The sequence below is a fragment of the Paenibacillus sp. FSL H7-0331 genome, assembly GCF_001956045.1.
Genome location: NZ_MRTH01000018.1, coordinates 1 through 20,160, shown reverse-complemented (window position 1 = coordinate 20,160; position 20,160 = coordinate 1). Strand labels below are relative to the sequence as shown.

The window sequence follows — 20,160 nt, the reverse complement described above, 5'->3', positions numbered from 1 at the left end:
CAATGAAGATTGTTATTCCTCATGGAAAGTAGGATATCAGCATGAGTAAACGAATCGGTCTCAATTTTATTGAAAAAAATTGTCCGACGGTCGATAATATCGGATTGTGGACGCATCCCGACAGCAGAGCCTCCGATTACAAGGAGCTGTCCTATTGGACTGAGCTTGCACAGCTGCTGGAGAGGGGCAGGTTTGATGCCATATTTTTCGCTGATGCACTGGGGACATTCAGTACTTATAAGAACAGCAGAGATACGGCGGTCAGCGAAGGAATGAGCTTGCCCATCAACGATCCTTCCTATCTGATCCCGGCGATGGCTGCGGTGACCGAGCATTTGGGTTTTGTCGTCACCTCTTCAATTACCTACGATCATCCTTATGCATTAGCGCGTAAGATGTCCACGCTTGACCATCTAACGAACGGTCGTATTGGCTGGAACATCGTGACTTCGAATTTAAATAGTGCAGCATTGAATTTCAGCTTAACTGAGCAGATGGAGCACGATACGCGTTACGATCGTGGGGACGAATTCCTGAATGTATGCTACAAGCTGTGGCAATGCAGCTGGGAGTCTGATGCGGTTGTACGCGATAGGATAAACCGGGTGTACACCGATCCAGCCAAAATACACGAGATTCGGCATAAAGGCACTTTCTTCAAGGAACCAGGCATTCATTTGTGCGAGCCTTCGCCGCAGCGAACGCCTGTACTGTTCCAAGCGGGTTCTTCGACCCGTGGTCGTCAGTTTGCGGCGCAGCATGCGGAATGCATCTTCCTGAATGCGATGACGGTGGAGGAAACACGCTTTCTCGTGCAAGATATTCGAAATAAAGCAGAAGCAGCAGGACGTGACCCACAGCAGCTTCGTTTCTTCCCGCGGTTTGTACCTGTTGTGGCGCCTACTGAAGCGGAAGCGAAAACGAAGTTTGCTGAATATGTACGTTATGTCAGTACAGAAGGCACGCTTGCTCTATTGTCCTCATGGTCCGGCATTGATTTATCTGCCTATACCCCGGATGAGCTGCTTGCTTATATCAGAAAGAAAAGCAATGGCAGCCAGTACATAGCGGATTATTTGCGGCGTTTAGATGAAGGCAAACGCTGGACAACAGAAGAGCTGGCGGAGTTGTATGCGTTTGGCGGAGCGGGTAATGTAACCGTCGGCTCACCCCAGCAGATTGCCGATTATATGGAAGCATTCGTTGAAAGCACCGGTGTCGATGGATTTAACTTGGCCTATGCGGTTCGCGGAAAAAGCATCTGTGAATTTATTGATGAGGTCGTTCCTGAGCTGCAGCGCCGGGGAAGTATACAAACCTCCTATAAACCGGGAACCTTACGCGATAATCTATTCAATCACGGTCCGCATACACCATCGGATCATCCTGCGTCACAGGTGAGGATTGATTGATGCAGCGGATGCAGGAACGGCTGAAATAAATTGAGGAGGATACGGGAAGATATGCGTTATTTTATCGTATTTGCCAAATTGCTCAAACCGGAAATTGCGCCTACCGTGGCACCAGCACATATGGCCTACATGATTGCTTTAAGAGAAGCAGGAACGGTGATCGCGAACGGTCGATTACTGGACGGTTGGGGCGGCGTAGCGGTATATCGAGCTGAATCTATCGATGAGGTACAGGAACTGGTAAACAAAGATCCCTTTATTATAGAAGGCATCAGAAGCGCTGAAGTTCATGAATGGGATCTAAAGCTGGCTCCTGGTGTGACGATTGCTTAAATCAAAATCAACTACAGCTGATTTCATGAACAACTGAGAGGATGTGTACGTTATGGCTAAAAAACGAATCTATTTAAATGCAATAGAGAAAAGCTGCCCAACGGATACGCCAGGGCTATGGGCTCATCCCGAGGACGAAGGGCATCGCTATAAGGACCTTAGTTATTGGACGGAGCTTGCTCAGCTATTGGAAAGCGGAGGCTTTGATACAGTATTTTTCCCTGATGTGCTGGGACAATATGATGTGTACAAGAAAAGCCGTGATACATGTCTGGAGCAGGCAATCCAGGCCCCGATCAATGATCCGACGTATGTAATTCCGGCGATGGCCGCTGTGACGAAGCATCTCGGCTTTGCCGTCACCTGCTCTACGACCTATGAGCATCCTTATGCATTAGCTCGCAAAATGTCCACACTCGATCATTTGACCAAGGGACGTATAGGCTGGAATGTGGTTACCTCCTTTCTGAAAAGCGCAGCCCGTAATTATGGCTTGGAGGATCAGCTCACTGCGGAAGAACGCTATGAGATTGGCGAGGAATACCTTGACGTCTGCTATAAGCTGTGGGAATCGAGTTGGGAGGCGGATGCGGTAGTTCAGGACCGTGAGGCTCGCATCTATACGGACCCATCGAAGGTCCATGATATCGGACACGAAGGAGCCCGGTTCAAGGTTCCTGGCATTCATCTATGCGAACCCTCACCGCAGCGTACACCGGTCATTTATCAGGCAGGAGCATCGACGCGGGGGAGGGCATTTGCAGCAGCACATGCCGAAGGTGTGTTTCTGAATACGCCTACACCCGAGGCGACGAAGGCCATCATCGACGATATTCGCAGCAAGGCACAAGCTGCAGGACGCCTACCGGAGGACCTGCTGTTTTTCCCGAAATTGACTGTCATTGTCGGGCGTACAGAGGAAGAAGCGCAGCGCAAGTATCTGGATTATTTGAAGTATTCCAGCACCGAGGGGTTGCTTGCACTGCTTGGTGGCTGGTCGGGTATCGATTTTGCCGATTATGGACCTGAGAGGCTTCTGCAGTTTGCCAAAAATAGCAACAACCGTTCGATCATCGAGTATTTGAATGATCATCCCGATAAGCATTGGACTGTAGATGAATTGGCGAATATTTATGCTTTCGGAACAACTTCGCTGACAATCGGCTCTCCTGAACAGATTGCCGATGCCATGGAGCGTTATATAGAGCAAACCGGTGCTGACGGATTCAATATTTCGTATATTACACGCCCCGGCACTATTCGCGATTTCGTCGAGCTTGTTGTTCCCGAGCTGAGGCGGAGGGGGCTTGTACAGGAGCATTACAGCGATGGCGTGCTGCGTGACAAGCTATTCGGTAAGGGACCAAATCTGCCTGACCAGCATCCCGGACGTACACGGTCAGTACTGGGTGTCAGAGCATGAGTCTGGGCAGCTTGCATCTAATTAATGCACGATTGCCTTTGGCTGAAGGATCTCCAGCGCAGCTATATGAATTAAGGGCTGCCAAAGGGTTCTGGCAGTCAGTGACTCCGCAGCAGCAGCAAGGGATAATTCAGGATCATGGCAGTATCCCTCTAGAGGATATACAGCTGGCTTGCAGCACCTCAGCTTCACGTACCATAGATCTTGGCGGGAAAATGCTGCTGCCCGGACTTGTTGAGGCTCACGCGCATCTTGACAAGGCGTTTACATCAGGAATTGTCAGAAATGACTCAGGTACACTCGGTGAAGCAATTCGTAACTATAGTGCTGCAATTCCACAATTTACGCGTGAGGTGCTTGTAGCCCGAATCCATAAAGCCGCTTTGCGTGCTGCTGCGGGTGGTGCGACAGCCATTCGCTCGCATGTTCATTTCCCGTTCGAGCATGGTCGGGAAGCCGCTTTTCGCCTGGTTCATGCGGCTCTGGAGGCGAGGGAGCTTTTGAGCGGAATCGTCGATATCCAGTATGTTCTGTTCGTTCCAAGCCGGGGACACACACCCGCCATGTGGGAAGCTGTCGACGAAGCCATGCAGGCGGGGATGGATGCAGTTGGAGGTGCGCCGCACATTGCTGATGAACCGGAGGCATATCTAGAGCGGCTTTTTGCTATTGCCAGGAAATATAACAAAGACGTCGATCTGCATGCAGATGAGACGGATGACCCTCAGGTACAGACCGTATCAGCGATTGCGGCTGCTACCATACGTAATGATTATCGGGGCAGAGTGGTGGTCGGTCATTTGTGCTCATTGAGCGCCATAGAGGAGAGTCGTGCAGCAGCGATTATCGATAATATGGCTTTGGCTCAGCTGAAGGTCATTACGCTGCCTGCCACCAATTTATACCTGCAGGGCAGGGGGGATAAAGGTTTAGTACGTCGCGGTGTAACGCGAGTTAAGGAGCTGATGGCCGCAGGTATTCCTGTTGCGACCGCATCGGATAATGTGCAGGATCCGTTTCATCCCTACGGAAGCGGTGACTTGCTGCAGATTGGGCTGCTAACCGGCTACGCCGTTCAAATGGGAAGCGCTGATGATGCGCATACGCTCCTTCGTATGCTGTCTACGATCCCAGCGTCATTAATCGGTCTGAAGCAGTACGGGATAAAGCCCGGTTTACCAGCTCGTTTCATCGTATTTGATGCACAATCACCATTCGAGCTTTTCGCTGAGCTGCCCACGAACCGATGGATATATCGCGATACGCGTTGGTTATATCACAGCCGTCAATTGTCGGAATGGATTCAACATACTGAGGAGGTTGGTTTTTAAATCAACCCCTCTTTTTCATTTCCAAAATATTGAAAAATGTTTATAATTTACTGTAATGATAGGAGGAGTGGTTCAATGAGTATAAATTACAGAGAAGCCGTTCTCCAGGACGAAGAGGAACTATTCGGCTTAGCAGCAAGTCTTGCGACAAGCTATAAACCTAATATGAAAGATTACTCTACAATATTCAAAGATCTCTTAAGTGATAAAAATGCAGATATCATCATTGCAGAAACGGATGCCAGATTGATTGGATATGTTTTAGTATTTCATCACTCAACTTTTTATGCAAATGGAGTCATAAGCTGGGTAGAGGAATTATTTGTTATAGAAGAGTTCAGGGGAAAGAAGATCGGTAAGAAGTTAATGGAACTTGTTGAAGAGAAGGCTTACCAGCGCAATTCAAAACTGGTTGCCCTAGCTACCAGAAGAGCCGGCAGCTTTTACAAGGCCATAGGTTATGATGATTCCGCGGTATATTTCAAGAAGACCTTATCTCAAGAGTGAGAGGTTTTGAACATATGTGATAATTTCGATTGCACAATAACCTTTGAATCAAATCGATTTTTGACTTTGGTTGCACCATTAATGCCGATTTCCAAAGCTTGCTGAAAGTTTTCCTTAATCCAGAACAAAGTATCTGTTATTGATTTTATGTCCGCTTCCACCTCAAGATAGTCCACATTTTTTTCGAGTACAAAGTGGTCATTACGAGGATTGGTGGAAACCAAGATACAACCAGTTGCCATCGCATCAACAGCTGCTGTTGTAGGAAACCCATCAAGAGCAAACTGATCATAAGTACCACTGTAAATGAATACATGAGATTGCTCATAAATCATCTTAATCGTTTCAGGATTTAGAAGGCCCCAAAAAGTATAGTTTGTATTGGTTAGTAGATGGAGATCATGTTCCCAATCGCCTATGATATTTAGATGATATTGGTCATCAAGCTGATTAAAAACTTGTACCAATAATGGAAACCCTTTACGCTCGGCACGATGAGCGGAAAAAGTTATTTGTATGGGTTTTACTGTGGATTTAGGAGTATAAGTGTAAAAGTCTGTATTGATCACTACCGGAGAATAAATGCTATTGGGAATGACATTTAATACTTCAGCAATGTTCGTAAATATGGTTGAGCAATGATGGGAAGCTATACGGAGAAATTCATCAGAAGTGGAGGGACCCAAGCCACCTCCCGGGTATAGTGTCGTGTGGAGGTTAATACCATGCTCTTGTAGAAGTGGCATGATGTTCAAACCAGGATTAGATCCAGGCATATAGGTACCATCAGGGAGATAACACCGCCCTTGCAGACTCAAAACCAAATTTAGAAACACACAATAGATATCCGTAATTCCCTCTTTTTGTGCGAGTGCTGCAAATGATTCGAATGGATAAACTTGTGCCGGAAATTCATCTGTATACATGTTTGTAGCAAAAAAAAGCGTATCAGGCTTTTGATTATAAAATTCCATATTTTCCCAATAACGAAAACCACTTTGTTTCCATGGAAATGTAGTATCGATTATCGCAAGGCGACGTGTCTTGCCAGCCAAAGGCTCATTTATCATAGCTCATATAAACTCCTCCCATTCTTACTTCGGGACCGCATAAAGAATCGTTTCCTGAGCATATATGGTGTAGTGGCCTAAATAAAATGTGTAGTCCAAGTTTAATTGTGCTATGAAATTTACGACAGCAGTAAAATCCTCGATTTGATGATAGATAGCAATGGCCAGTATCGGACGAAAGGTTTGAATGGCTTGAATAGCGCCTCTCAACGCATTCATTTCTGCTCCTTCTATATCCATTTTAATGAAATCGATTTGGGTTATGTTCCTTTCGTTGACCAAATCATCAATAGTAATCGTTAAGACTTGATCATTGGATTCGTTCGTTTTGGAGAAAGAAACCGAGCTCGCAGCTCCTCGATCCGTGTAATACAGTAATTCATTGGATACATGCCAAAGAGGGCGTTCAACAATCGTAATATGCTGTTTAAGTTGTTCATTCAGGTCCAGATTTTTCCTCATAATCTCCAAATTACTCGGTATGAATTCGAATGTGTATACGTGCCCAGTCTCGCCAACCTCATGAGCAAAGTATAGTGCAGTGTCTCCGAAACACCCACCTGCATCGATAACAACGTCGGATTCTCTAGCTTTAATAATGGGTGCAAGCTTATCGTACTCATACTGGCGGTCCATAAAAGTAGCGCTGACTCCAATGGAAATACAGAACAGCCGGAGATCGTATCCAATTTCTTTTAAATCAAAAAGGGGAAGGCTCCATCCATGATATTTAGTCTTAATGGTCTCAGTGGCACGAATAAGATTGTGTAGGGATTGCCTCTGATTCCAATATTCATTCGTATTTAAAGGAAGCTTTATTTTCTTATTGCTCAATAATCGAAAAGCCAACACAGTTATCAACAAATCCCGAGAAGGCTGATCTTCCAGATGATCATACATTTCAATAATTCCTTGTAAATGTTTAAGAATTTCCTTTTTCTCGCTTTCGGTATTAACTACAATTGGATCCAGAGGAATCGGTACAGACATGAGCTCAAAAAGTTCCATATCAATATTGTAGTAATAATCATTCGCTGAATGAGCGAGCAGCTTTTGGATAAGTAAATCTAAAAACTCAGTAGTTTGAGCCTGATTTGGATAGGTTTGAACAAGTCGTTCGGATTGGAATAAAAGAGCCCTCGCTTTTTCTTTTACAGAGATGTCTTTGGAAATGCCGAGAATTGCTGAAAAACAGAGTTTTGCTAAGGTTTGCCGACCACTCGAATGGTAGATCTCACCCAGCTTCAGCAGGACATCCACATCATGTATATTGTAAATCAAGCTTTCTTTTAATGTTCTTTCCAGTAAGATTAACTCATCAGACATACTTCAACTACCACCTTTCCAGCTAGGCAGAGAATTTGGAAAATATTAGAGCTACGTAACAATCCTTATGCTGCAAAACAAATTTGTATTCCTTGATGTGATAGATGTCATTTTCAAATCGAACTCGAACAGCTTTCTCGGATTTAAGGACCTGGTACCAAGGTATATGTATTGATCTCATTCACATTGGCGACATTAAAATAAGTTAAATTATTGGTTGGAAACTTAACTGCATATGTAATTCCGCCCCCTTTGTCACTTATACCTTTTATGGTAACAACACTAGGTACCGGGACACTGAATTCAGCAGGTGTATGGGTCAATACAACAGAATTATGAATAGGCTTGCCATCCACAAAAATCTGCACTTCATCGTAATCCTGTACGTTAAAATCCCATATGACCAATTTGGCAGGCCCGCCTTGCTTCAATTCATTAACTTTGAAGTCTTTAGCTTGAAGTCCCGGATTTTCTTCTTTATTGAACAATACGGTACCCGCCGCGACCTGGCTGCTGATTTGCTCTTTATTAATCACGTTACTTCCTAAGGTGGGGGTACTCTCATTAAAAGCATAGTTGATAGTAAGAAAAAGCAAACCTACTCCAAGCAGGATCAGGATTGAATTCAGCCATTTATTAGGTTTTTTTGGGGGTTCAGAAGGGGCAGGATTTGGAATAGGGCTACTCGGAACCAGGGTTTCCTCACTATTTAACTCTTCCTCAAGAGGAACTAATGGAGCTTGAGAAGCGATACCTGCTCTCTGAGGTACGGATTGAGGGGCCTCTTTATTTCTTACATTCTTTCTTGGGTCCATTGCAATATCCTCCTATTCAAATTTAACTCGTTTGGTAAGCGTAATTTATAGTTTAGGCAATAAGGTATATGTATTCACACCATTCACAGCGACGATGTTAAAACAAGTGAATCTGGTTTGCGGAAACTTGACTGCATACGCGAGTCCGCCTCCTTGATCTTGAATGCCCTTAATGGTAATTACACCAGGGACCGGAACAGTGAAAGCTACAGGCGTATTGGTCAGTACAATTGAATCTTGAATAATTTTTCCATCCACCAGAATTTGCACAATATCGTGATCCTCTGAGTTAAAGTCCCATATTAACATTCTTGTTGAGACACCCCGTGTTAAGCCAGAAATATTGAAATCTCTAGCTTGAATACCATTGTGCTCTTCTTTGTTGAATAATTTAGTGCCAGCTGCTGGTTCTCGGCTGAATTGCTCTTTCATAAGTTTATTACTGTCTAATGGTGTGGGGATATTTGTACAAGAAGCAATAAAAAGAAAAAAAAGAAAGATCAGAGCAAACAGGACAAGGTTCTTATGCATCCTTCCATTGGGCAGCATTAATGTATTGGCAGAGCTGGCAACTGCGGAAACTGTCTGATTATTTAGCTTGTCTTCACGAGTGATCATGGAGCTGATTGGGAATTTATAGTACCAGTAGGACATTAAGAGACGTATCAATACATACGTAATAATCGCAGATAAAACAGCTCCTGCTTTTGAGAGCATCTGATTATCTGCCCACGAGTTCAGGAATTCGAGTCCGAAGACAGAAGCTATAAGCATTAAAAAACACATTTGAAAAAAAGGGATCAGGACAGGTAGCCCATCATAAATGGTCCGGATCTTCGGAATGACCATAGAAGCGTAAAATAGTATTCCTATCAAAAAGAGTATGTTAAATGTAAAATTCGCGAGTGGAACCTCCAAGACAAACACCTTAATTGATACAAAAATAAAATATAGGGGTCCAAAAATAACCTTTTCCGGGTAATTATTAAGAATATACTTGATTATCAAAGATAGACTTAAAAGAATAAAGATTAAGATAGGCACCAAGAAGAGGCCGAAGCCTGCATCAGAATTTTGATTGGAATTTTTCATCTGCTGCCCCCCAACATCTTCAAAAGGGAAGAGCCTTTTATGTTGTTACCTAAGGTGTAGGCATCAATGTGTACGTATTCACACCATTCACAGCGACGATATTGAAGAAAGTATATTTGGTTTGCGGAAATTTGACTGCGTATGTGAGCCCACCTCCCTGGTCTTGAATGCCTTTAATAGTAATTACGCTTGGAACAGGAACAGTGAAAGCTACAGGCGTATTGGTCAACACTATTGAATCATGTATAGGCTTTCCATCCACTAAAATTTGCACTTTATCGTTGTCCTCTAAGTTATAGTCCCATATTAACATTCTTGTAGAGACGCTCCTGGTGAGACCTGGAACTTCAAAGTTTTTAGCTTGAATACCATTTTTTTCTTCTCCATAGAACAATATAGCGCCAGCCGCTGCTTCTCTGCTTATTTGCTCTTTCATCAACTTATTTGTGTCTAAAGTTGGAGGGATGTTAGCAAGAAAAAACATCGTAAGGAAAAAAACAAATATCAGAGCAAACAGGACAAGGTTCTTATGCATCGATCCATGGGGAAGCGATGATTGACTGACAGAGCCGCCATTTACCTGTATGGCCTGAATATCTTGCTCTTCCTCACGGGTAATCAAGGTGCTAATTGGAAAGCTGTAGTACCAATAAGACATGAACAGACGCATCAGCACAAATGTGGTAACGGTTAATAAAACAGCTTCTGCTTTTGCGTACGTTTGGTTATCTGCCCAAGCGTTTAGGATATAAAAACCGATAATCGAAGCAATAAGCATAAGAAAGCACATTTGAAGAAAAGGAATCAGGACAGGCAGTTCATCATAAAGGCTCCGGATCTTTGGAATCATCATAGAACCGTAAAGTATGACTCCTAAGAACAATAGGACGCCATATGGAAAATTAGAGGCTGGTACCTCCAGTACCAACACTTTAATCGAAGCATAAATAATGTACAAGGGTCCAAAAAAAATCTCTTTCTTGTATGTATCAATCATATAAATGAAGAACAATATCGGACTTAAAACAATAATTAAAGGCACCAGTAAGCACCCTAAGCCTGCAGCTGAGTTTGAATTGGAATTTTTCATTTATAACCTTCCAATATCTTCATAAATGATAGTAGATAATTCTTCGACCGTTGCCATAGGATTACCGCTTAGCCTAACAGCGTGATTGCGAATAGCCTTTTCACATATATTTCTAACCAATCGTCCATTTCCGGCTGTAGGATCGCCAATATATTGCAGGAAGAGACCTAATAATGCCGTATCCGCACCCGCGGCAGCTTGATAGCCTTTGGATTTGAAGATTAAACGGCTAATCTGCAGCATTTCCTCAGGAGAATAATCGGGAAACGAGATGATGTTCGGAAAACGAGATTTCAAGCCTGCATTACTGGCAATGAAATCGTCCATATCCTGCTCATAGCCAGCCAGAATGACGACCAGTCGGTCTCTGTAATCATCCATTGCTTTAACAAGTGTATCAATGGCTTCTTTACCAAAGTCATCCTGGCCGCTAGCCAAAGCATAGGCCTCATCAATGAACAATACTCCGCCTAAAGCCTGGTCGATAACATCCTTTGTTTTTAGTGCAGTTTGTCCCAAATATCCGGCTACAAGGCCTGAACGATCCGTTTCAATAACGGAATCGGATTTAACCGCGCCCAGCTCCTTGAGCCGTTTGGCGATTATACGTGCGATTTTGGTTTTACCTGTTCCTGGATTGCCTTTGAAAATCATATGTAGCGTTTGCGTTCCTTCCACAGGCAAGCCCATTGCTTTGCGGCGATTACCCATTTCGATTTGCGCAGAGATACCTTTTACAAAATCCTTAACCTCAATTAATCCAATCACTTCCTCAAGCTCGTGCAGCGCATTATGATTCTCACGTTTGTCGGAAGCGGGGATAATATTGAAATCCGCTTTATTGAGAAGGTTAAGCTGGTGCACAGGCAGGTCTGGTTGATCAGCGATACGAATCGATTGGTTGCGGATTGCTTCCTCCAGCGTATTCCGAGCTAATCGGCCGTTGCCGCTGTCGTTTTTGCCGGGAATCTGTTTTTTCTCATAATAAGCCATAAGCCCCTCGCGAATATCCGTTTCTATGGTGAAGCCACGAGACTCTGCCATTTTCAAAGTGATCTGTTCCAACTGCTCGGCGCTATAGTCAGGAAACTCGATCATCAATGGAAAGCGGGAGGATAAGCCGGGATTTATTTTCAGGAAGCTCCTCATTTCTCCCGTATAGCCTGCCAAAATGACGATCAAATTGTCCTTGTGCAGCTCAATCAATCTGACTAAAGTATCTACGGCTTCCTTGCCAAATCCACCACCCTGGATACCTTCCTCAGCGAGGGCATACGCCTCGTCAATGAATAGAACACCGCCCAAAGCTGACTCTACCAGCTCCTTGGTCTTGGTTGCGGTTTGGCCCATATATTCAGCGACCAAATGGGAGCGGTCGACCTCAACGAGATGCCCCATCTTCAATATCCCCATCGATTTCATCATCTGTGCAATCAGGCGGGCAATGGTCGTTTTGCCGGTTCCCGGATTTCCTGAAAAGACCATATTCAGACTTTGGTTGGTGTCAACGATAATCCCGGCTTCCTGTCGACGATGGTTAACGATGATTTGCTTCTCCAAGGTTCGGATGAACGTCTTCACATTGTCCAGTCCGATAATGCCAACCAGTGCTGTTTCAATATTAAAGGCTTCTTTTTGACCCAAGCCAAAATCCTCAAGAACAAGGAGCTTCCAATCCACAGCTGTAGCAAGCTCTTGTTTGCTTAGTCGTACCGATTGCTTGCGGATCGCTTCCTCCAGCAGGTTTCTCACCAAACGTCCATTGCCGCTGTCGTTTCTACCGGGAATTTGCTTGGTCTTGAATAGCTCAAGCATACGAGGGCCGGCGCTGGGATCAATCTGATAATCGCGGCTTAAAGCGGTCCGTTCCATAATTTCCAACATATCATCGGGTGTGTAGTCTGGAAATTCTACGATAAAAGGAAAGCGTGAACGCAGCCCGGGGTTTGATTTCAGAAAGGTTTCCATCTCGTTCGTATAGCCTGCAAGCACGACAACCATGTTCTCGCGATTGTCCTCCATGCCTTTGACGAGAGTGTCGATCGCTTCAAGTCCAAAGATATCATTGCGGCTCCGAGCTAATGTGTAAGCCTCATCGATAAACAAGACGCCGCCCATAGCCGCTTCAATCTGCGCAGAGGTTTTGGGTGCGGTTGATCCGACATATTCGCCAACCAGGTCCTGCCTTGTTACCTCAATGAGCTGCCCTTGACCTAATAATCCCAATGCTTTCAAAATACGCGAAACAAGTCTGGCTACAGTTGTTTTACCCGTGCCCGGATTACCGGAGAAAACCATATGAAGCGACATCGCCGTGTTTTTTTGTCCCGATTGCTCGCGTTTTTTCTGTGCGTTAACCGTCTCCAGCAGCTCGTGGATAAAGGCTTTGACCTGATTCAAGCCTGTTAGCCTATCCAGCTCCAGCATAATATCCTCAAGCGTTTCTTCCTTAATAATCGACATGCGTTTAAGGACAAAGCTTTGAGTAGACGTAACCACTACGATCTCCTGATCAACACAACGTATGGTTACTTGCTCTTTGGCCTGGAGCTCGCCCTTGGAGCGCAGATCGAGAATACGATCCACAAATTCCTTTTGACTCCACTCATCGATAGCCTGTCCATAACGCTTACTTTCCACAAAGATTTCCGCAAGCCGATGAAACACATTTGCTTCATAGAAGATATTCAGCTGGGTTTGATAGGCTAGTGTTGTAGCAGCCTTAGTGAATTTCTGCTGGACGAGCCGCTCAACCGTTTCCACATTTAATGGTGCAGATATGGCGTAGGATCGTATACTCTTGAGAATAACTGGCGGAATTTGTGAGGCTATAACGGCTGGCAGTGCATTATATACATGCTTTTCCTTGACCCATTGATCCATTTCAAAAATGATAAAATAATCGCCAGCATTTACTTGGGTGCCTTCAGGTGTTCGGAAGCTGCCTGTGCTGATCAACTGGGAGATGTAGTTCAGAACCTCAGAATGCGCGTTCTTCATTCCGGTAAAGCAGACCGTTCCCAAGCCATCTTGGAAGGTAGCTGAGCAGTCGACAATAAAGTTGCTTTTGACATCTACCTCGCTATAGCGGCTTAAATCGAATTCATAGTAACGCTTATAGGGAATTAGATTTTTTTTATTTAGTAATTGGATAAGCAAGCCGAGAGATGTCTTTTTGCCTGTCCCAGCAGGGCCGGAGATGAGGATAACATTTTTGACCTTCCCTTTTTCATTGGCAAAAAAAGCTTTCTTAAAGGCAGCTGTAAGCTGCTCGATATAGCTGTGCTGCGCCCATATCCTCTCATTGAGTTCTCTGATGATGTCGGCAAATTTGTCATCCAACTCCAGGGGAGACTGATCAATCCCAAGCTGCTTCACTCCACGCTTTACATCGGCCAATACCTCACGGACCGGAGAAGCAGAATTGGGACCGAGTGGAGCTGTACCGGGTAGCGATGTTGAAGTATGAGTTACAGTGGAGGGAGGACTATCGTCTTGTCCACGGTTCGTACTGGATAAATTTGCAGAGCTTCTCATACGAGCGGCTGCTTTGTGTTCTTTCAAAAAGTCAAACAATTGGATTTCAGGAAAAACGATCCTTATCCATTTTTTAAAACTCATTCAGCTGCCCTCCAAGCCAACTCGAAACGTATCGAATTATGTATTATCAATAGTAAAGATATTCCACATTACACAAATGTTTTCCTGCTGTTAAGAGATTTTTGAGTTTATTCACTTAGTACCATAGATTCTGTGCAGATGCTGCGGCCTGCATACGCATCTCACCAAAAGGCTCTGCTGCGGGCGGCCGTTTCTAACGATTCGAATCCGAAGGACCTGTTCAAGAGCCTTGTTCTTATGTTCTAAGCGTGGTAACAAGAAAAGCATCCCAGCCGGTTTCAACCGATTTGCGGATGCTTTTGTTGATTACTTATATGATTCCCTTTGGTGCTATTTCACGAGCTCAATAAACTTGCTTGCTGCGTTGGAAAGTGGCATGTTGCGCATAATCATGAATCCCACCTGGGAAGGTGGCATCTTGATATCTAATTGAATTTCAAAGAGAGAGCCGTCTTCCAGTTCCTTGGAAATGAATTCTTTGGTTATATAAGAGATGCCAAGTCCCTTCCGTGCGAACTCGATTAGAAGATCCACGCTTCCTACCTCAATTTCAGGTTTGATCTCATAACCGTAGCTTTCAAATAGTTCTGTGATGGCCATCCGTACCCGGCTATTACGCGAGAACAGGATGATGGGATACTGTAGCAGCAGCTCGAGTGAGAGTACTCTGTCCTTAAGCTCGGCATAATGAGCTCCCGCTACAAAGCAATCCTGCAGTTGAATACCCTTCATCACTTCAAGCTGGGAATCGACAATGGGCATACGAACGACACCCAAATCGATTTTTCCCTCTTTCAAAAAAGCGATGGTTTCCGGTGTCGTTCCATGATTCAGATGCAATTTGATGCCGGGATGCTTCTGATGATAGGTTTCCAGATAAGGAAGCATATAGTGCTTGAACAACGAATCGCTGCCGCCGATCCGCAGCTCGCCGCTGTCCAGATTTTTAAGCGCCGCCATCTTTTCCTCTGCCAAGGCGATTAGGATCTGAGACTTCTCGATATAGGAATAAAGGGTGACGCCCTCTTGCGTTAAGGCAACGCCTTTGGAATTTCGGTAAAACAAGGTGATGCCGAAGCTGTCCTCGAGCTGCTTGATAGCGTGGCTGACGCTTGGCTGGGTGATGAACAATGATTTGGCTGCCTTGGATAAGCTACCTGTCTTCGCGGCCCAATAAAAAACCTTGTATAGTTCGTAATTGATCATAGACGTGGTCTATAGCTCCTGTAAAATATATTAATTACCTGTATAGGTGATATTCGTATTATAGTGGATTTAGGAAATAGAATCCAGAGCTAACGAAGAAGGCCCTGCTGGAAGGAGAGAGAGAAATGGAAGCTACCACGTTCGTCTTATTCGGAGCGACTGGGGATTTAGCCAAAAGAAAAATTTATCCTGCGTTGTATAACTTGTTCGTCGATCAGAAACTACCTGAGTCCTTCTCTGTGATCGGTTTGGGTAGACGAGAACTATCCGATCAAGCCTTTCAAGCAAATGTCGAGCAATCACTCCATATGTTTTCCAGGCGCGAGGCGAATGATCCCGATGTTATGAAAAAGTTCCTGCGGGCATTCCGCTATAGCGTTCTCGATGTTGGCCGCAAGGAAGATTATCAGAAGCTGCTGAAGCTGATTGAACAGCAGGAAGAAGAGCAACGCATGGAGCCAAATCGGATGTTTTATTTGTCCGTAGGGCCTGAATTTTTTGAACCGATCACAGCTAACATCCATGAAAGCGGACTTGGTTCAGCGAATGGCTGGAAGCGTTTGGTGATCGAAAAGCCTTTCGGTCATGATTTGCAATCCGCTCGGGATTTGAATCATAATCTGAGCAAAGTTTTTAAAGAAGATGAGATCTTTCGAGTTGATCATTATCTTGGCAAGCCAATGGTACAGAAGCTTGAGGTTTTGCAGCAGAGCAATCCTGTTCTTCAGGCACTATGGAACAACCGTTACATTGCTAACGTTCAAATAACGGCAAACGAAATCGTCGGTGTTGAAGAACGAGCTGGCTATTACGATCATGTTGGTGCTGTAAGAGACATGTTCCAAAACCATATGCTGCAATTGCTCATGATGCTGACGATCCATCTCCCAAACAACAGTACTTCTGAGAATATCCGTTACAAAAAGAAGCTGGTGATGGATTCCCTGGAGAAGCTGCAAAAAGAGGATGTAAGCTCTCATGTTGTCCGCGGACAATACGGAGCAGGAACAATCCAAGGAAAATCCGTCGTCGGTTATACATCCGAACCCAATATTGCCTCAACCTCAAGTAATGATACATTCATCGCGGCTAAGCTGCAAATCGACGATTATTTTTGGCGCGGCGTTCCATTTTACATTCGCACAGGTAAAAGAATGAAGGATAAATCAACACGACTCGTGATCGAGTTCAAAGAACCGTTAAAGCAATCTGGCACAAATGATGACAACAAAACGCCTAATCTGCTCGTAATTGAAATCAGTCCCCACGAAGGCATTTCGCTTCAATTAAATACAAGAGATCCTTTGAATAAAGGGAAGTTCAAGCCCATGCATATCGACTTTCATGAGAATCGGGATCATGTGCCCGAGGCTTACGAGAATTTGATTCGCGACGCTTTGCACGGAGATTCTACGTTCTTCGCCCATTGGGACGAGGTCGAATTGTCATGGCAATGGGTTCAACCTATCTTAGATGCATACAAAGAGAACCTGGTGCCGCTTCGTCTTTATGCAGCTGGCACCTACGGTCCTGCCGAGTCCGATGAGCTGTTGGAGCAGGACGGCTATCACTGGTGGTTCGATGACAAGTCGGAAACAGAAATCGAATCCATAAAAGGAGAACAATATGCCTATCACACAAACAATTGATCAACTAGCTATCGATACGATCCGTACGTTATCGATAGATGCCACAAACGCGGCTAATTCCGGACATCCAGGACTGCCGATGGGTGCAGCGCCTATGGCGTATGCGCTTTGGGGCAAACACCTCAATCACAATCCGGCCCATGCAAAATGGTTTAACCGCGATCGTTTCGTATTATCTGCAGGGCACGGCTCTGCTTTGCTGTACAGCCTTTTGCATTTGTCTGGTTATAATCTTTCTATAGAAGATGTGAAGCAGTTCCGCAAGCTGAACAGCAAAACACCTGGACATCCTGAATTTGGCCACACAGATGGCGTAGATGCTACAACCGGTCCTCTGGGACAAGGTATTGCTATGGCTGTAGGTATGGCGATGGCTGAAGCGCATCTGGCTTCGAAATTCAACCAAAGCGGGTTCCCGGTCGTCGATCATTATACGTATGCGCTAGTCGGAGATGGCTGCTTGATGGAAGGGATCTCGTACGAGGCCATGTCCATGGCCGGACATATGAAACTGAACAAATTGGTTGTATTGTACGATTCCAACGACATTTCCTTGGATGGGGACCTCAATCTTTCCTTCGGAGAGAACATTCAAAAAAGAGCAGAATCCGCTCATTGGCAGTATTTAAGAGTTGAAGACGGCAACGATATCGAGCAAATTGCTAAAGCGATCGAAACCGCCAAGTTAAATGATTCCCAACCGACGATTATCGAAATCCGGACCATTATTGGATACGGAAGTATAGTTGCGGGAACGAATAAGGCGCATGGCAATCCGCTTGGCAAAGAAGAAGCAAAGGCAACCAAGGAAGCATATGGTTGGAAGTACGAGGAAGAATTCACGGTTCCGGCAGAAGTCAAAGACCATTTTGCACAGCTTAAACAAAATGGGGAGGCCAAAGAAGCAGCGTGGAACCAATTGGTCTCATCATATAAAAATCAGCATCCAGCGCTGGGTACGGAGTTTGAACAAGTCATCGATGGTTCGGTCGTGATCGATGCCGCTGACATCCTGACCTTCGATTCTTCAAAGACAATTTCAACTCGTGTAGCAAGCGGTCAAGCGATCAATCATTTCGTTAAATCAGTTCCTTCGATTTTTGGCGGCAGCGCGGACTTGTCCCATTCAACGATGACGGATATTAGCGGAGAGCAAGTATTTGCCGTTGAATCCTATGCTGGACGCAACATCTACTTCGGCGTCCGCGAGCATGCAATGGGCGCGGCTGGCAACGGTATGGCGCTGCACGGAGGTGTTAAACCATTCGTAAGCACGTTCTTCGTATTCAGCGATTACCTGCGTCCGTCGATTCGACTGGCTGCACTGCAGAAGCTGCCTGTTATTTACGTATTCACGCATGATTCAGTGGCTGTCGGCGAAGATGGACCTACGCATGAGCCCGTTGAGCACTTGGCAGCGCTGCGTACTATTCCGGGACTTACGGTCATTCGTCCTACGGATGCCAACGAAACAGCAAGTGCATGGGCTTATGCTTTGCAGCAAAATGAAGGTCCGGTCGCTCTAGTTCTGAGCAGACAGAACCTGCCTATCTACGATGCAACCAAAGGCAATGTGGAAGGGGTAGTCAAAGGAGCGTACGTTCTGACGGAAACCAACACTCAGCCGGATGTCATCCTGATCGCTACCGGTTCCGAAGTTTCCTTGGCCGTGAACGCCAAAGCTGAGCTTGAGAAGGATAATATCTCTGTTCGCGTTGTGGCCATGCCGAGCCGTGAGCTGTTCAACCGCCAATCCGAAGCTTATAAGCAGTCGGTATTACCTGCGGCTGTCACGAAGCGTTTAGCTATTGAAGCCGGTATTTCACTCGGCTGGGAGCGTTACACCGGACCAAGTGGCAATATATTATCAATCGATACCTTCGGTGCTTCAGGACCAGGAGCTGAGGTCTTGCAATTCTTTGGATTCTCTGTGGATAACGTGGTTCGTTTGACGAAAGAGTTGTTATAGTAATATAGTAGGAATAGAACAGCAGTCCGTGCATAGTTGGAATATTTTTGGAGATTATGCCGGATTGTGCAAGTCATTTAAAATATAACCATATAACCGGAGGTAATAACAATGAAATTCTTTATCGACACTGCAAACCTGGTAGATATCAAAAAGGCTTACAAAGTAGGCATCTTGTCCGGTGTTACGACTAACCCATCCCTAGTTGCCAAAGAAGGCGTTAAATTCGAAGATCGTATCGCTGAAATTTTGCGCGAAGTACCTGAGGTTGAATCCGTTTCGGCGGAAGTAACACCAGAAGCAGAAACAGCTGAGGACATGATCGCCCAAGCGAATGAACTTATCAAAATAAACAACAACGACAAAAACATCACCATTAAGCTTCCGATGACATTGGCAGGTTTAGAAGCATGCCGTTACCTGACGAAAAAAGGCGTAAAAACAAACGTAACACTGATCTTCACTGTGAACCAAGCACTATTGGCTGCCCGCGCTGGCGCGACTTATGTATCTCCGTTCCTGGGCCGCTTGGATGATATTTCGGAAGATGGCGTTCTACTCGTTACAAAAATCGCTGAATTGTTCCGCACGCATAAGCTGGATGCACAAATCATCGCGGCATCTGTCCGTAACCCGGATCACGTAACACGTGTAGCTATGGCTGGCGCGCACATCGCAACCGTTCCTTTCTCAGTCATTGAACAATTGACCAAACATCCTCTAACGGATCAAGGCATGGAGAAATTCGCTGCCGATTGGAAAAAATCAGTGTAATAGGTTGCACTCAGCTTATCGAGAAACCCGGTCCTTATTATGGACATGGGTTTCTCTTTTTGTTTTGCACACGTAAAATCTTGGTAATGATTTTCTTTCTTAACTTTGAACTTGACCGCGGTACACCTAAAGTGACTCGGAAATAATTATCTATAGTCAAGAAAATAATACCGTGCCCACGCCGAGAGGCTGCGCCAAGCGATAGAAGAGATACATTTGTCAGATCAAGTCGGCCTTGACGTCTATGCCATCGGCGAGCATCATTGTCGGAAGTCAACAACATTATTACATTCCCGATAGATTTACATAATAATTATTATGCAAACTTTTGTTGTCTGTACTCGTTAAGCTATCTGGGCAGAAGAGTGTGGTGGAACGGCTATTTATTATCGCTCACTATTTTGCCAGAGTAACACATCCGCTTCACCTACAATATGATGTGTATAGGAATCTAAAGAGGTGAGCCAATGGCAGTCGTAAAAGCCAGGAAACAGGATATTGATATGTTGGCAAGGTTGCTTCGAGCTGAAGCTGAGACCGAA

Annotated in this window: 15 protein-coding genes and 1 pseudogene; 9 read left to right on the top strand and 7 right to left on the bottom strand. The window is 45.0% G+C overall.

Going from position 1 to position 20,160, the window contains the following annotated elements; all coding sequences use genetic code 11:
- The first annotated feature begins 41 nt into the window (after positions 1 to 41).
- From BK127_RS24090 to BK127_RS24070, 5 genes are all read left to right on the top strand, one after another.
- Positions 42 to 1,412, top strand: coding sequence for an LLM class flavin-dependent oxidoreductase (locus BK127_RS24090; RefSeq protein ID WP_076234080.1), 1,371 nt, complete (start codon positions 42 to 44; stop codon positions 1,410 to 1,412).
- Between the two features lie 51 nt (positions 1,413 to 1,463).
- A complete protein-coding gene (locus tag BK127_RS24085; protein WP_076234079.1) occupies positions 1,464 to 1,745 on the top strand; it encodes a YciI family protein in 282 nt (93 codons plus the stop codon).
- A 52-nt stretch (positions 1,746 to 1,797) separates the two neighbouring features.
- Complete coding sequence (locus tag BK127_RS24080; protein WP_076234078.1) at positions 1,798 to 3,168, top strand: LLM class flavin-dependent oxidoreductase; 1,371 nt, start codon at positions 1,798 to 1,800, stop codon at positions 3,166 to 3,168.
- Entirely contained in the window at positions 3,165 to 4,499 is a 1,335-nt protein-coding gene (locus tag BK127_RS24075; protein WP_076234077.1) for an amidohydrolase family protein, read from the top strand. The genes BK127_RS24080 and BK127_RS24075 overlap by 4 nt, the downstream gene beginning before the upstream one ends.
- A gap of 75 nt (positions 4,500 to 4,574) precedes the next feature.
- Positions 4,575 to 5,006 carry a GNAT family N-acetyltransferase gene (locus BK127_RS24070; RefSeq protein WP_083689533.1) on the top strand — a complete coding sequence of 144 codons (432 nt, stop codon included), beginning with the start codon at positions 4,575 to 4,577 and terminating at the stop codon, positions 5,004 to 5,006.
- On the opposite strand, the gene BK127_RS24065 is transcribed toward BK127_RS24070, so the two are convergent.
- From BK127_RS24065 to BK127_RS24035, 7 genes are all read right to left on the bottom strand, one after another.
- Positions 4,997 to 6,076 carry a glycosyltransferase gene (locus BK127_RS24065; RefSeq protein WP_083689532.1) on the bottom strand — a complete coding sequence of 360 codons (1,080 nt, stop codon included), beginning with the start codon at positions 6,074 to 6,076 and terminating at the stop codon, positions 4,997 to 4,999. The genes BK127_RS24070 and BK127_RS24065 overlap by 10 nt on opposite strands.
- Before the next feature lie 24 nt (positions 6,077 to 6,100).
- The gene (locus tag BK127_RS24060) at positions 6,101 to 7,402 is read right to left on the bottom strand and encodes an FkbM family methyltransferase (protein WP_076234076.1); all 1,302 of its coding nucleotides are present in this window, start codon (positions 7,400 to 7,402) and stop codon (positions 6,101 to 6,103) included.
- A 143-nt stretch (positions 7,403 to 7,545) separates the two neighbouring features.
- The gene (locus BK127_RS24055; RefSeq protein WP_076234075.1) at positions 7,546 to 8,217 is read right to left on the bottom strand and encodes a hypothetical protein; all 672 of its coding nucleotides are present in this window, start codon (positions 8,215 to 8,217) and stop codon (positions 7,546 to 7,548) included.
- Between the two features lie 45 nt (positions 8,218 to 8,262).
- The gene (locus BK127_RS24050) at positions 8,263 to 9,309 is read right to left on the bottom strand and encodes a hypothetical protein (RefSeq protein WP_076234074.1); all 1,047 of its coding nucleotides are present in this window, start codon (positions 9,307 to 9,309) and stop codon (positions 8,263 to 8,265) included.
- Between the two features lie 49 nt (positions 9,310 to 9,358).
- Positions 9,359 to 10,399: a hypothetical protein gene (locus BK127_RS24045; RefSeq protein WP_076234073.1), complete on the bottom strand. Its 1,041-nt coding sequence runs from the start codon at positions 10,397 to 10,399 to the stop codon at positions 9,359 to 9,361.
- Positions 10,400 to 14,020 carry an AAA family ATPase gene (locus BK127_RS24040; RefSeq protein WP_076234072.1) on the bottom strand — a complete coding sequence of 1,207 codons (3,621 nt, stop codon included), beginning with the start codon at positions 14,018 to 14,020 and terminating at the stop codon, positions 10,400 to 10,402.
- Between the two features lie 330 nt (positions 14,021 to 14,350).
- The gene (locus tag BK127_RS24035) at positions 14,351 to 15,226 is read right to left on the bottom strand and encodes a LysR family transcriptional regulator (RefSeq protein ID WP_076234071.1); all 876 of its coding nucleotides are present in this window, start codon (positions 15,224 to 15,226) and stop codon (positions 14,351 to 14,353) included.
- A 125-nt stretch (positions 15,227 to 15,351) separates the two neighbouring features.
- Between BK127_RS24035 and zwf the strand changes: the two genes are divergently transcribed.
- The 4 genes and pseudogenes from zwf to BK127_RS44870 form a co-directional block, all read left to right on the top strand.
- The gene (zwf, locus tag BK127_RS24030) at positions 15,352 to 16,875 is read left to right on the top strand and encodes a glucose-6-phosphate dehydrogenase (protein WP_076234070.1); all 1,524 of its coding nucleotides are present in this window, start codon (positions 15,352 to 15,354) and stop codon (positions 16,873 to 16,875) included.
- Positions 16,859 to 18,844 carry a transketolase gene (gene tkt, locus BK127_RS24025; RefSeq protein WP_076234191.1) on the top strand — a complete coding sequence of 662 codons (1,986 nt, stop codon included), beginning with the start codon at positions 16,859 to 16,861 and terminating at the stop codon, positions 18,842 to 18,844. The genes zwf and tkt overlap by 17 nt, the downstream gene beginning before the upstream one ends.
- A gap of 111 nt (positions 18,845 to 18,955) precedes the next feature.
- Positions 18,956 to 19,618, top strand: coding sequence for a fructose-6-phosphate aldolase (gene fsa / locus BK127_RS24020; protein ID WP_076234069.1), 663 nt, complete (start codon positions 18,956 to 18,958; stop codon positions 19,616 to 19,618).
- A 467-nt stretch (positions 19,619 to 20,085) separates the two neighbouring features.
- Positions 20,086 to 20,160, top strand: a pseudogene (locus tag BK127_RS44870) (cell wall hydrolase); the annotation flags it as partial.